General features: G+C 37.7%; 14 protein-coding genes. 8 read left to right on the top strand and 6 right to left on the bottom strand.

Annotated features, from left to right (window positions below; genetic code table 11):
* Nucleotide 1: 1 nt before the first annotated feature.
* The 4 genes from I6U49_RS14325 to fabD all read left to right on the top strand — a co-directional run bounded on the left by I6U49_RS14325 (nt 2) and on the right by fabD (nt 2,906).
* Nucleotides 2–484, top strand: a complete 483-nt coding sequence (locus I6U49_RS14325) for a dihydrofolate reductase (protein WP_198629341.1) — start codon at nt 2–4, stop codon at nt 482–484.
* Nucleotides 471–1,322 (top strand): fructosamine kinase family protein, encoded by an 852-nt coding sequence (locus I6U49_RS14320; protein ID WP_198629340.1) that lies wholly within the window; start codon nt 471–473, stop codon nt 1,320–1,322. The genes I6U49_RS14325 and I6U49_RS14320 overlap by 14 nt, the downstream gene beginning before the upstream one ends.
* Before the next feature lie 99 nt (nt 1,323–1,421).
* Entirely contained in the window at nt 1,422–1,925 is a 504-nt protein-coding gene (locus tag I6U49_RS14315; RefSeq protein WP_232804736.1) for a pyridoxamine 5'-phosphate oxidase family protein, read from the top strand.
* Between the two features lie 99 nt (nt 1,926–2,024).
* Complete coding sequence (fabD, locus tag I6U49_RS14310) at nt 2,025–2,906, top strand: ACP S-malonyltransferase (protein ID WP_198629339.1); 882 nt, start codon at nt 2,025–2,027, stop codon at nt 2,904–2,906.
* A gap of 273 nt (nt 2,907–3,179) precedes the next feature.
* Here the strand turns inward: fabD and I6U49_RS14305 are convergent, their stop codons facing one another.
* Together I6U49_RS14305 and I6U49_RS14300 are read right to left on the bottom strand one after the other, a co-directional pair.
* A complete protein-coding gene (locus I6U49_RS14305; RefSeq protein WP_198629338.1) occupies nt 3,180–4,460 on the bottom strand; it encodes a metal-dependent hydrolase family protein in 1,281 nt (426 codons plus the stop codon).
* A 10-nt stretch (nt 4,461–4,470) separates the two neighbouring features.
* Nucleotides 4,471–5,604: a DegT/DnrJ/EryC1/StrS family aminotransferase gene (locus I6U49_RS14300; protein WP_198629337.1), complete on the bottom strand. Its 1,134-nt coding sequence runs from the start codon at nt 5,602–5,604 to the stop codon at nt 4,471–4,473.
* A 94-nt stretch (nt 5,605–5,698) separates the two neighbouring features.
* Here I6U49_RS14300 and I6U49_RS14295 point away from each other — a divergent pair, with 94 nt between their 5' ends.
* From I6U49_RS14295 to I6U49_RS14280, 4 genes are all read left to right on the top strand, one after another.
* Nucleotides 5,699–6,955, top strand: a complete 1,257-nt coding sequence (locus tag I6U49_RS14295) for a 3-deoxy-D-manno-octulosonic acid transferase (protein ID WP_198629336.1) — start codon at nt 5,699–5,701, stop codon at nt 6,953–6,955.
* Between the two features lie 61 nt (nt 6,956–7,016).
* The gene (locus I6U49_RS14290) at nt 7,017–7,247 is read left to right on the top strand and encodes a hypothetical protein (protein WP_198629335.1); all 231 of its coding nucleotides are present in this window, start codon (nt 7,017–7,019) and stop codon (nt 7,245–7,247) included.
* Nucleotides 7,248–7,376: 129 nt separating this feature from the next.
* The gene (locus I6U49_RS14285) at nt 7,377–7,655 is read left to right on the top strand and encodes a hypothetical protein (protein ID WP_198629334.1); all 279 of its coding nucleotides are present in this window, start codon (nt 7,377–7,379) and stop codon (nt 7,653–7,655) included.
* 26 nt (nt 7,656–7,681) lie between these two features.
* Nucleotides 7,682–7,837 carry a hypothetical protein gene (locus I6U49_RS14280; protein ID WP_193711676.1) on the top strand — a complete coding sequence of 52 codons (156 nt, stop codon included), beginning with the start codon at nt 7,682–7,684 and terminating at the stop codon, nt 7,835–7,837.
* Nucleotides 7,838–7,907: 70 nt separating this feature from the next.
* Here the strand turns inward: I6U49_RS14280 and I6U49_RS14275 are convergent, their stop codons facing one another.
* The 4 genes from I6U49_RS14275 to I6U49_RS14260 all read right to left on the bottom strand — a co-directional run bounded on the left by I6U49_RS14275 (nt 7,908) and on the right by I6U49_RS14260 (nt 12,883).
* Complete coding sequence (locus tag I6U49_RS14275) at nt 7,908–8,681, bottom strand: XRE family transcriptional regulator (protein WP_193711677.1); 774 nt, start codon at nt 8,679–8,681, stop codon at nt 7,908–7,910.
* 76 nt (nt 8,682–8,757) lie between these two features.
* Nucleotides 8,758–9,132, bottom strand: coding sequence for a response regulator transcription factor (locus I6U49_RS14270; protein ID WP_193711678.1), 375 nt, complete (start codon nt 9,130–9,132; stop codon nt 8,758–8,760).
* A gap of 9 nt (nt 9,133–9,141) precedes the next feature.
* Complete coding sequence (locus I6U49_RS14265) at nt 9,142–11,796, bottom strand: PAS domain S-box protein (RefSeq protein ID WP_198629333.1); 2,655 nt, start codon at nt 11,794–11,796, stop codon at nt 9,142–9,144.
* Nucleotides 11,797–12,136: 340 nt separating this feature from the next.
* Nucleotides 12,137–12,883, bottom strand: coding sequence for an SDR family NAD(P)-dependent oxidoreductase (locus tag I6U49_RS14260; protein ID WP_198629332.1), 747 nt, complete (start codon nt 12,881–12,883; stop codon nt 12,137–12,139).
* Nucleotides 12,884–13,006: the final 123 nt, after the last annotated feature.

Here is a 13,006-nt window from a genome sequence, read left to right as displayed (position 1 = left end):
TATGATTACCATGATTGCCGCTGCTGCGGAAAATAATGCCCTGGGAAAAGACCAGGATTTAGTGTGGCACCTACCAGACGATTTTAAGCGTTTTAAGAAACTTACCACCGGGCACCATATTATTATGGGCAGGAAAACTTTTGAATCTTTTCCAAAACCGCTACCAAACCGTACACATATTGTAATTACACGCAATGATAATTATCTAAAAAAAGATGCTTTAATTACCTCTTCGTTAGAAAAGGCGCTTGAATTTGCTAAAATAGACCCCCAACCTTTTATTATTGGCGGCGGCGAAATTTATAAATTAGGGATGGAGGTAGCCGATAAAATAGAACTTACGCGTGTACACGGTACTTTTGAAGCTGATACCTTTTTTCCCGAAATAGATGAAAAAAAATGGAAGTTAATAGCCGAAGAGTTTCATCCTAAGGATGAGAAGCACGACTACGCCTTTACTTACCTAACCTATGTTAGAAGATAACATTCTCTTTAAAATAGCTGAAGAGCATAGTCTAAACAACGCCGAATTTAGCCGACTTACCGGCGGCGATATTAATGATGTTTATCTCATTACATTTAGTGAGAAAAAACAGGTAGTAAAACTAAATAATGCCGAAAAGTTTCCCGGTATGTTTGATGCTGAAAAAGCAGGCCTGGAAGCTCTTAAAAACACAAAAGTAATTGATGTTCCTGATGTTTTAGGAATTGGTAAAATTGAATCTTTTTCATATTTATTGTTGGAACACAAAGAAAGTGCTACCAAGTCATCTACTTTCTGGCAGGATTTTGGCCGGCAATTGGCAGCCTTGCATAAAACTACTGCCAAAGAATTCGGGTTTCACCGGGATAATTATATTGGCAGTCTTCCGCAACAAAATAATACTGCAGCTTCGGCAGCCGACTTTTATATTTCCCAGCGACTGGAACCTCAATTTAAACTGGCGAAAAATAATGGTTTTGACCTTGGTGCTACCGGTTCGTTTTTTAAAAACATTTCAACAATAATCCCCAATGAAAATCCTGCATTAATTCACGGCGATCTTTGGGGAGGCAATTACCTGGTTAATGGAAGCGGCGATCCCTGCCTTATAGATCCGGCCACTTCTTTTGCCCCCAGGGAAATGGACCTTTCTATGATGCAGCTTTTCGGCGGATTTGATAAGGAATTATTCAATAGCTACGAAAAAGAGTTTCCTTTAGAAGCAGGATTTAAAAAGCGTATCCCACTTTGGCAACTTTATTATTTATTGGTTCATCTCAATATTTTTGGTGCGGGATATAAGCCACAGGTTACCAGCATCATAAAGCAATACACTTAATTTTACAATTCTTAACAGGCCATATTATTCTTTTAGCACTTTCTTAGCGTAGATAACTTAATATACTCGTTAAATTCAACTTCCAACTTAAACTAAAAAATGATGAGTACAGAAAATTTGAATAAAGACGAGGCTTTAGACAAGATGAAAACCATGGTAAACAGCATAAAAACAGCCATGTTGGTTACAGATTTTGGTAACAAACCTCTAAGTGCCGTACCTATGACAACCAAAGAAGTAGATAAAGAAGGAAATATCTGGTTTTTTAGCAGGTTAGATAGTGATCATAATGGAGATATCGCAAAAGACGACGACGTACAACTCCTCTTTAGTGACACCTCAGATATGGAATTTATTAGCATTTATGGAAAGGCCAGTATTGAAACCAACAAAGGTGTTTTAAAAGAATTCTACGGAAAAATGGATGATGCCTGGTTTAATGGAGTTGACGACCCCAATTTAACGGCTATAAAAGTGGTTCCTCAAGAAGCTTATTTCTGGGATAACAAGCAAAACAAATTTGTAACTTTTTTAAAAATTGGGGCTGCGGCCATAACCGGTGATAAAAAAGAAATTGGGGAGAAAGGCAAATTGAACCTTTAAAAAATACCCGATTTTACAATTAAAAGACCTCCTGGCAATTCATTTGTTATGAGGTCTTTTTTATTATTTCTATTTTAGCCGAATCTAAATTGAAAAATTATGAAAGCATATATCTTCCCGGGTCAGGGAGCGCAATTTTCGGGAATGGGCTTAGACCTTTTTGAAAAATCTGCGAAAGCACAGGAACTTTTTAAGAAAGCCAATGCAATTTTAGGCTTTTCAATTACCGATATCATGTTTGAAGGCTCTGCTGAAGACCTCAAACAGACAAAAGTTACCCAACCGGCAGTTTTTTTACATTCGGTTATTTTAAGTAAAGTTTTGGGCGAAGATTTTAAACCAGACATGGTAGCAGGACATTCGCTAGGAGAACTTTCGGCACTGGTAGCAAATAACACGCTTTCTTTTGAAGATGGTTTAAAACTGGTTTACAAACGCGCTATGGCTATGCAGCAGGCTTGCGAATTAGAGCCATCTACTATGGCCGCTGTTTTAGGCCTGGAAGACGAGATAGTAGAAGCCGTTTGTGCTGAAACAGAAGGAACCGTTGTAGCTGCAAATTACAATTGCCCCGGGCAATTAGTGATTTCGGGAGATGTAAAAGCAGTAGAAGCCGCCTGCGAAACTTTAAAGGAACGCGGTGCAAAACGTGCTATGATCCTGCCTGTTGGAGGTGCCTTTCATTCTCCTTTAATGGAACCGGCCCGAAAAGAACTGGCTGCAGCTATAGAGAATACTACATTCAATACACCTACCTGTCCTATTTATCAAAACGTAAGCACGTTTGCAGTAACCGATCCCGAGGAAATAAAGAAAAACCTTGTTTTTCAATTAACAGCTCCGGTAAAATGGACGCAAAGTGTACAAAATATGATGCAAGACGGCGCCAGTAGCTTTACCGAAGTTGGCCCCGGAAAAGTATTGCAGGGTCTGGTTAAGAAAATAAACCGAAAAATGGAAACTGCTTCAGCTTCTATATAGGACTGAGAAATTTTATACATAAATAGTAACTTTTTAGTATTAATCGTCATCCTGAACTTGTTTCAGAGCCTGCTCCGAAATTTATTCGGAGATCTAACATCTTGGAAGCTGAAACAAGTTCAGCTTGACGAAAGAAGTTTTGCAACAAACTCATCTTCTATAGACCGAAGCAATTTCAAAAAATAAAAAATCCTGAAGCTATAAACTTCAGGATTTTTATTTTTATGTACTTCAAACGAAACTTTTCGACTCTGCCCGAAGCAACTAAGGAATTTACTTTTTATATATCTTTCCTTCTTTCATAACGAATTTTACATTTTTTAAAGTTTCTATATTTTGGGTAGGGTCCTCCTCTACAGCTATAATATCGGCATAAAAACCTTCAGCAATTTGGCCAATTTTATTCTCCATTTTTAAAATCATAGCCGGAGTAATTGTAGCACTCTGTATAGCTTCCATAGCCGGCATTCCGGCCTTGATCATATACACAAATTCCCGTGCGTTTTCTCCGTGTTTAAAAACACCTGCATCGGTGCCAAAAGCAATGCCAACGCCTCTTTTATACGCACGCTCAAACATTCCCTGAATTTCCGGACCTATTTCCCTGGCTTTCGGTACTACAAGTGCCGGATAGTAATTTTCAATCTCAGCGTTTTGGGTTACTTCTTTCCCGGCCGTAATGGTGGGCACCAAATAAGCATTATGCTTTTTCATCAAATCCATTGTTTCTTCGCTCATTTTGGTACCGTGCTCAATAGTTTTTACACCGGCCCTTATAGCCCGTTGCATTCCCTCATCGCCATGAGCGTGGGCTGCTACATGAAAATCATAATCATTAGCTGTTTTTACAATGGCTTTTATTTCTTCTTCGGTAAACTGCGGATTAGAGCTACTTTTCGCGACACTTAAAACCCCGCCGGTAGCCGTAATCTTTATTAAATCGGCTCCATTTTTATACCGCTGGCGTACTGCTTTCGCTGCATCTTCCTGACCATTTACCACACCTTCCTTTGGCCCCGGATTTCCTGTTAATTTTTTATTCATCCCGTTTGTAGGATCGGCGTGACCACCGGTTGTTGCAAGGGATTTTCCGGCAGTAAAAATTCTAGGCCCGGGCACTTTTCCTGCGTTAATAGCATCTCGAAGCGCAATATTTACACCGCTACCGCCTAATTCCCTAACCGTAGTAAAACCAGCCATTAAAGTTGTTTTAGCAAAACCTACCGAGTTAAATGCAGCATCGGCAGGATCGTTTACAAACCGCTCCATATATTTCTGCGGATTGGTTTCACTTTCCAGGTGAACATGCATATCTGTTAACCCGGGCAACACTGTCTTGTTCCGAAGATCGATTACAGAATCCTTCTCATTTTCTGGAGCTACAAATCCGTTCTCCACACTTTTAATCCTTTCTCCGGAAACGATAATGGTTTTCTCAGCTAAGACTTTTCCAGACCTGGTATCTACCAACTTCCCGGCCTGTATATATAAATCCTGGGCCTGAAGCCCGGCACACAGAAATATTCCGAAACAAAAGATTAAAAGTTTTTTCATACTTAAAAGTTTAAGTGTTTAAAAATTGCTTAATGGTTTCTGTAATATAGGAAATTTGTTCTTTATCCAGTTCGGTATGCATAGGCAATGCTAAAACTTCCTGTACCAATTGATTGGTCACCGGAAAGTCACTTTCATTATACCTCGAATCGGTATAAGCTTTTTGTTTATGCAACGGAATTGGGTAATAAATTCCAAAAGGAATTCCTTTCTCCTGAAGATGTTTTGCCAGGGCATCACGTTTTCCGTTCTTAATTTTCAGGGTATATTGATGATACACGTGGGTATCGCAATCGCCTTTCCTAACGGGAGTTTCTATATGCGCCTCGTCTTTAAAAGCATCATTGTAGCGATTTGCAGCTTCTTTACGAGCCTCGTTATAAACATCTAATTTTGGAAGTTTGGCACGCAAAACCGCAGCTTGCAAACTATCTAAACGAGAATTCACTCCTACTACATCGTGATGATAACGCTCGTACATTCCGTGGTTTACAATGCCTCGAATAGTATGTGCTAATTCATCGTTATTGGTAAAAATGGCTCCTCCATCTCCATAACAGCCAAGGTTTTTAGATGGAAAGAAGGAGGTGGCACCAATATGCCCTATTGCCCCTGTTTTATATGTCTTTCCATTTTTAGAATGATAATTTCCACCTATGGCTTGCGCATTATCTTCAATAACAAATAACTTATGTTCTTCTGCTATTTCCATAATTGCATCCATATTTGCCGGCTGGCCAAAAAGATGAACAGGAACAATAGCTTTAGTTTTAGGAGTTATTGCTTTTTTTATTGCTTCGGGATCTATATTAAACGTATCTGGCTCTACATCTACCAAAACCGGGGTAAGCTGAAGTAGGGCTATCACCTCTACAGTAGCCGCAAACGTAAAATCGGCAGTTATCACTTCATCCCCTGGTTTTAAACCAAGCCCCATCATGGCTATTTGAAGAGCATCGGTACCGTTTGCACATGGTATCACATTTTTTACCTGAAGGTAGTCTTCCAAATCTTTCTGAAATTGCTGAACTTGCGGACCATTAATAAACGCTGCATTTTCTATCACTTCCTGGAAAGAAGTATTCACCTGGTCTTTTATTCCCTCGTATTGACCCTTAAGATCAACCATTTGTATCTTTTTCATGTAAGTTTTTTGAGTAGCACGAAAATACAAAATAAGCTCCTATTGCCAATCAATTTTAATTAAAGACCTATTTTCGCATTAGAAACCACTTATTTTGAGAGCACTATATAACCTAACTACAAGCATTGCAAAGAGAGTACTTCCGCTGGCCACCAATTTTAATGAAAAATTAAAATTATTTACAGAAGGCCGAAAATCGGTTTTTACTGAACTGGAATCTAAAATTAATCCTAAGGATGATTATCTTTGGTTCCATGCTGCCTCCTTAGGTGAATTTGAACAAGCTTTGCCCATTATTGAAGAAGTAAAAAAGGATTTTCCGCACTTCAGGATTTTGATCACTTTTTTTTCCCCTTCGGGCTATGAAAATAAGAAAAACCACCCGCTGGCCGACATCATTACCTATCTCCCGTTAGACACACGGAATAATGCGAAACGCTTTTTAGCCCTTGTACAACCTAAAATGGCCTTTTTTATCAAATATGAAATCTGGCCAAATTTTTTATCAGAATTAAAAAGGCGAGGTGTTAGAACGCTATTAGTTTCAGGTGCTTTTAGGAAGAACCAGATCTATTTTAAAAGCTACGGAAGTTTTATGAGGAAGGCACTTTCAAATTTTGATCACTTTTTTGTTCAAAATAAAAGTTCTATGGACTTGCTGCAAAGCATTGGTTTCAATAATATTACGCTAAGTGGTGACACCAGGTTCGACCGTGTATCGAGACAAATTAAGCACAACAACAAACTTGATTTCGCCGAAGAGTTTATTAACAACACCCCCTGTTTGGTAGCGGGAAGTACCTGGCCTGAAGACGATGAGCTTATAATTCCGTTTATAAATACAACTTCAGAAAAACTTAAAGTGATTATTGCCCCCCACGAGATAAAGGAAGAAAAGCTAAAGGCCCTGGAAAAGAGAATCACAAAAAAATATATCAGATATTCTAAAAGAGAACATAAAGATTTAAAAAGCTACGATATATTAATATTAGATACTATTGGTCTTTTAGGAAAGGTATACAGTTATGCTGATATTGCTTATGTAGGTGGTGCCGCCGGTACTACGGGACTTCATAACATCCTTGAGCCTGCTACTTTTGGAACTCCTGTGGTAATAGGTAAAAACTATAAAAACTTTCCCGAAGCCATTAAACTTCGGCAATTAGCCGGATTGTTCGTGGCAGCCAGTTCTAACGAATTTTCTAACATAAGTAATAAACTAATTACCGACAGAAGTTTTAGGGAGAAAACAGGAATGATAGCCGGCCACTTCATCAACAGTAATACCGGGGCTACCCATAGCGTTATGAAATATCTAAAAAACCTACCTGATTTTGCTAAAGTTTCTTAAAAAAGAAATAAGCATAAAGTTTAAATTGTAATTTCGATCTACTAATCAAAAAAATAAAAACATGAAACGAGTATTTATTACAGGAATATTTTTGTTAGGTACCTTAAGCTTAACCTCTTGTAGGGAGACTGCAGAGGAAAAAACCGTGGTAAAGGAAGTTGAAGTTCAAAAAGAGGCACCAGAACCTGAAGAAAAGGAACAAAAAGGAATCTTAGAGCGTGCCGGTGAAAAAGTAGATAAAAAAGTTAACAAGGAGATTAACGAAGAGATAGACAAAATTGACGATAATTAATTTTACATCTTAAAAAGCTATTTATATCGACAAATTATTTATATTTTAAGAAAAATTTAATGTTATTTGTATCAACGATACAATTTTACCTCTGTAATTTTGTTCTTGAAAACTAGAAACAACCAAATTATGAAACGATCAATTTTAATGCTTGCCATGTTTTTCACCCTTAGTACAGCTTTCACTTCCTGCCGTGAAGTAAAGGAGGAAGAAGATGAAATGGAAATGGAGATGGAAGAAGAAATGGACGAAATGGATAATGATATGGACAATGTTGGAGAAGACATTGAAGACGCTGCCAACGACGTTGGAGATGCTGTAGAAAATGCAGCCAACGAAACCGGGGAAGCAGTAGAAGATGCTGCAAATGAAGTAGAAGATGAGGTAGAAGGTAATGACGACTATTAATTAACCAACATTTTAAAATAAAAAAGATGAAAAAGATAATTTTAATCCTGGCCATTAGTTTTAGTACTGCCGCAGTATTTACTTCTTGTAGAGAAGAAAAATCTGGAGTAGAACAGGCAGCAGACGATGTAGAAGATGCTGCTGAAGAGGCTGGTGAGGAAATTGAAGATGCCGTAGATTAGAGCATTTTTTTACAAGCTAACCAACCAATGGAAAAACCTTTTTGATACATATCAAAAAGGTTTTTTTTATTTATGCCTGTTTTTTAAAAGTTCGAAGCTCTCGTTTAAGATCTTCCATAGATTGTTTTAACTCTCTAAAAAGACCGCTTTCTGAAGGATTATCCAGATTAAAAGTAAGCTTTGAGTTTACCTGCCAAAGCTCCTGAATTTCATTTATATTCACTTCAATAGGAAGATATTCTTCATTTAAGGAGATCAATAATATCTTAGAAGAATCAGGTAATTTCTGTAGTTTTTTTACCAACACCGAGTCTTGTAAAACCACTACATAAATTTTATTGTTGCTGGCCTGGTCCAAATCGGGTACGGCTTTAGCCAAAACCCATTCATTAGGATAATAATTTGGAAGCATACTATCACCTTCAATTTGGAAGCCCCTGTAAGTAGCATTTCTAAATTCGGGCAATGGAATATCAAAAGCCGGTAATTGCTGATACCATTCTACATCCTGTACATTATGGGGGTAACCGGCCGCAGCCTTTTGATTTACCATGAGCATATTCTCATTATCTGAAGAATCTACGGTCACTACCTTGGGGCTAACATCGCCTTTACTAAGTTGTAAAAACTTTTGCCCACTTTGCCCAAAAAGCCACAATGGATTAACCCCAAACTGCCCAAGAAGTTCGGCCACCACTTTGCCCGAAAGCTTGGTACGACCCCGCTCAATATCGGCAGTAGAGTTTTTAATCCCTAAAAGATCGGCAAATTCAGATTGGGTAAAGTTATTTTCTTCCCTAATCTCTTTAAAATGTTTAATTTCAATAGAAGGTGGTTGGCCCATAATTATAATGTTTTAGGAATATATCCATTAAAACCCAAATTTATTGGATATATTCCGTATTTACAAAATTATATGCCTATTCTTTTTTCTGTAGAATTGCTTCTATCCTGGCAGTAAGATCTTCCACTTCAAAAGGTTTCGCAATAAAATCGTTGGCACCGGCCGATTTACATTTAGGGCCGGCATCATGTAATGCCGACATCATAAGCACCGGAGTTTGAGCTATTTTAGAGTTTTGCCTAATACCGGCACAAACATCGGTACCATCCACCCCTGAGATAAGCATATCTAATAAAACCAGGTCTATACTTTCTTGTTGAATTAATTCTTCTGCCAGTAGTGGCTTTTCGGTAACCATTACCTGGTAACCATAAAATTCCAGCAAGGTTTTTAGCATCTCCCCTATTCCTGAATCATCATCAACCACCAGAATTTTTGTAGTTTTTTCCATATTTAATAATTAAGAAGTAACGCAAGTAGTGTTCAAAATAAATGAAAATTCTGACCCCTCACCCAGCTTACTTTTAAGTTGTATTTCTCCGTTATGTCTTTCTATAATTTCGTTAGCCAAATATAAACCAATTCCAAAACCCGAGTAAGTTTCTTCCCGCTTAACTTCTACCCGATAGAATCTCCTAAAAATCTTTTTATAATTTTCTTCTCCTATTCCTATTCCAAAATCTTTAACACTTACCCTTACCTTATCTTTACCCTCTCCGGTAATTTTAAGAATTATATTCTGGCTCCCCGGAGAATATTTAATAGCATTCATTACAAAATTTATAATTACCTGCCCAATACGATCCCTATCTGCCATCACCCTAAACTGACTATCACTATCTAAGCTAATCTCGTGTTGGGTATTGGTATAATTAATATCCTGAATAGTTTCTTTAACCAATTCGTTTAAATTGAATTCTTCCTTTTTTAGTTCCAATTGATTTTCCCTAATCCTTGAAAGATCCAGTATTTCTGAAATTAAACGGGTTAACCTGGTTACCTGATGATTTATGCGCTCTAATGAAGGTTTTAGAGGGAGTTTTGAATCTTCTGCCGCCTCTTGTTTTTTGATTAAGGTTAACAAAAGCTGAACATAGCCTTTTATGGAGGTTACCGGTGTTTTTAACTCATGACTTACCATTTTTAAAAACTCTTCTTTCCGCTTTTCTTCTTCCTTAATCTTATTTATTTCGGTATTTACAGAAATCCACATTTTTATAGAACCGTCGTCTTCTTTTACCGCTTCACATCTACTTAGATGCCAAATATATTTCCCTTCTTTATTTTTAAGGCGCAATTGCATCTCCATATTACAACCGGTACTTAGACAATCTTGCCAGGCACGTAAAAACCCTCCTTTTTCATCGGGATGGATATATTGAAACCATCCCTTTTCTTTAAGCTTTGTAGTGTCATTTCCGGTAAAATCCAGCCAATTTTTATTGAAATAAATATCCACACCTTCCTTGTTGGATTTAGACACCATTCCGGGCATTAAATCGGCCATTTGCCTAAACTGAAATTCACTTTCCTTTAGCAATATTTTTGATGTAACAGATTCTGTTACATCTATCGCCATATTTAAAATTCCGTAAATCTTCCCGTTTTTGTCCCTTAAGGGTTTATAGGTAAAGTTGTAATAGCCGGTTTGCATTTTACCGTCTATCATTAAATCTACTTTGTCTTCTTTTCCCCAATATGTTTCCCCGGTATCCAAAACATTTCTAAGCAAACCTAAAAAAGGCTGTCCGTCCAGTTCGGGCAAGGCCTTATGCAATGGAGTACCGATAACCGACTTATCCTTGCCCCAAAGCTTGATCATAGCATCGTTGGCAAGATCTATACGCATTTCCCTTCCCGTATAAATAGCAGTAGCTACGGTAGCCTCTTTTACAATCCCCTGTAGCCGGTGATCTTTTTCCCTAACCAGGTCTTCCTTATTTTTTTCTTCATGGACATCTATTAAGGTACCTATCATACCTTCGTAATTGCCACTGGAATCAAATTTAGGGCCTGCCTTATCTAGCACCCATCTGTATTCTCCTTTTTTGTTGCGCAATCTAAAGCCTATACTATAGCCTTTTTTTTGCTCATGACCTTCCAGGAATGATAATTTAGTTTGTTCTCTATCTTCGGGATGAATGGCTTCCAACCACCCTAAACCTTCAGAAGTTTCCTTGTCCTGCCCGGTATAACTATACCAGTTTTTATTGAGGTAAACCGTTTGCCCTTTAGTATCGGAAATCCAAACAATTGCCGGGACAGCATCAATCACTTCCCGTAGGCGTTTTTCGCTATCTTCTACAGCTTTACGTGCCTCTACTTGCTCTGTAACGTCAATCACATGGGCGAAGATCCCATCTATTTTTCCTTTATGGTTTCTGGTGGGTTGGTATACAAAGTTTAGAAAAGAATTTTTAAATTTATCTTCATCTACTTTGAGTTGTACCTGGGTTTCCTTACCTATATAAGGTTCTCCTGTTTTGTATACTTCATCTAAAAGTTCTATAAAACCCTGGTTACCCACCTCCGGAATCGCTTCTTGCACAGTCTTACCAATAATATCCCTATGCCCTAGCAGTTTCATATAATTCTCATTGGCCACCTCAAAGACATGATTCGGCCCGCGTAATACACATATAGCAGCAGGAGTTTTTGATAGGATATTTTTAAAAATACGATTAAAAACAGCCTCCTGCTTGTCGGTTTTACTCATTTCCTTTAGCTTCCTAAAGCTAACCAAAAGTATATTCTGCGCATTAGGAGACTCCAGCAAAGAAATATTTACAGCAAACCTCTTTTTTCCTTTCTTATTAAGATCAATACTAAAAGTCTTCTCATTAATTGCCTCACCTGTTTTTAAGACCTCTTCAAGACTATTCCTAAAGTCAGGTATATCTAATTGCCCTTTGTTTAAGTGAAAAACCGAATCTCCATCCATGGCCTGCTCAATAAGCTTAAACCTATTCTTAAACCCGGTTGTAGCGCTTAAAACGCAAAAATTTTCATCTAAAACCAGCAACGGCTCCCTAATAGTTTGGGTAAGCTGTAAGGCATATTTAGTAAGGATATTTTTTTCTTTTTCAGAAAGCTCGTTGGTATGAGGTTTTACCATAAATATAAACTAGATTCTCGGTTAAGATTTGCTTATTTAAAGTTCTAAAATACTATTTTTCAGCAGCAATCCACCTCTCAATTTCTTATGAAAATCATAAAGTTATATTTTAGAGAACGAAAACCAATTTTATTGGCAAGAGGCTTTCTGCATAGTCTACTTTCTTCTAGCTAAATTTTGATTTTAGGCTTTATTCAACATATCTCCAGGTTTTTGATTGTTCACCGATTAAAAAACAATGCAGACGCTAACAATAGCCCCAAAGGCCTTTGGAAAAAGTAAGGAGTTTATTAAACTTTTTCAGTCTATTTATTGTTTACACCAATAAAAACTTAAAATCTTACTGAGACAAATACCCTCCATCTATAGGATAATAAGACCCGGTGGCAAAAGAAGACCTATCACTTGCCAACCATACAAAAAGTTGTGCAACCTCATCTGCTTCTCCCAAACGCCCAATAGGATGAACACTTACCAATTGCGCCAAAAGCTCCTTGTCCAACCCCTCCAATAATGGTGTTTTTATAAAAGCAGGTCCTACAGAATTTACCCGTATTCCTTTCGCCGAATATTCCAGTGCTGCCGATTTTGTTAAGCCAACAACCCCATGTTTGGCTGCCACATAAGCTGATGCATTTGCAAAACCTACACTTCCTAAAATAGAAGCTACATTAATAATACTTCCTTTGCCATTTTTAAGCATCGCAGGAATTTGATATCGCATTCCATAAAAAACCCCGGAAAGATTAATGCTTACTACTTTATCCCAGGCTTCAATTTCATATTCCCCAACAGGATTTTGAGGACCACCTATACCCGCATTGTTTATGGCAACATCCAGTTGCCCGAACTTTTTTACTGCCTGGGCTACGCTTTTTTCAGAATCTTCTGGCTTAGAGGTATCGGCTTTAAGAAATGCAGCTTCTCCTCCCGATTCCTCAATTTCAGTAACCAAGGCCTTTCCATCTTGTTCATTAATATCGGTTAAAAAAACTTTTGCCCCCTCTTTTGCAAAAAGTAAGGCTGTACTTTTTCCTATTCCCGATGCTGCGCCTGTTATAAGAGCTACTTTACCTTTTAATTCCATGACCTGAATATTTAATTAATAAGCTTAAATTTAAGCCTTTAACCAAGAAAAAAGTATGATGAAAATCAGGGAATAATATTTTAAGTAACTTACCTCACAGCAGGTCAACAAAACATTAAAGAA

This window comes from Salegentibacter maritimus (assembly GCF_016236915.1).
Lineage (GTDB): Bacteria > Bacteroidota > Bacteroidia > Flavobacteriales > Flavobacteriaceae > Salegentibacter > Salegentibacter maritimus.
This window is presented reverse-complemented; position numbering and strand designations above follow the sequence as displayed.

Coding starts and splice junctions, on each gene's coding strand:
- I6U49_RS14325 (WP_198629341.1), top strand. CDS start 2: ATGATTACCATGATTGCCGCTGCTGCGGAAAATAATGCCCTGGGAAAA.
- I6U49_RS14320 (WP_198629340.1), top strand. CDS start 471: ATGTTAGAAGATAACATTCTCTTTAAAATAGCTGAAGAGCATAGTCTA.
- I6U49_RS14315 (WP_232804736.1), top strand. CDS start 1,422: ATGATGAGTACAGAAAATTTGAATAAAGACGAGGCTTTAGACAAGATG.
- fabD (WP_198629339.1), top strand. CDS start 2,025: ATGAAAGCATATATCTTCCCGGGTCAGGGAGCGCAATTTTCGGGAATG.
- I6U49_RS14305 (WP_198629338.1), bottom strand. CDS start 4,460: ATGAAAAAACTTTTAATCTTTTGTTTCGGAATATTTCTGTGTGCCGGG.
- I6U49_RS14300 (WP_198629337.1), bottom strand. CDS start 5,604: ATGAAAAAGATACAAATGGTTGATCTTAAGGGTCAATACGAGGGAATA.
- I6U49_RS14290 (WP_198629335.1), top strand. CDS start 7,017: ATGAAACGAGTATTTATTACAGGAATATTTTTGTTAGGTACCTTAAGC.
- I6U49_RS14285 (WP_198629334.1), top strand. CDS start 7,377: ATGAAACGATCAATTTTAATGCTTGCCATGTTTTTCACCCTTAGTACA.
- I6U49_RS14280 (WP_193711676.1), top strand. CDS start 7,682: ATGAAAAAGATAATTTTAATCCTGGCCATTAGTTTTAGTACTGCCGCA.
- I6U49_RS14275 (WP_193711677.1), bottom strand. CDS start 8,681: ATGGGCCAACCACCTTCTATTGAAATTAAACATTTTAAAGAGATTAGG.
- I6U49_RS14270 (WP_193711678.1), bottom strand. CDS start 9,132: ATGGAAAAAACTACAAAAATTCTGGTGGTTGATGATGATTCAGGAATA.
- I6U49_RS14265 (WP_198629333.1), bottom strand. CDS start 11,796: ATGGTAAAACCTCATACCAACGAGCTTTCTGAAAAAGAAAAAAATATC.
- I6U49_RS14260 (WP_198629332.1), bottom strand. CDS start 12,883: ATGGAATTAAAAGGTAAAGTAGCTCTTATAACAGGCGCAGCATCGGGA.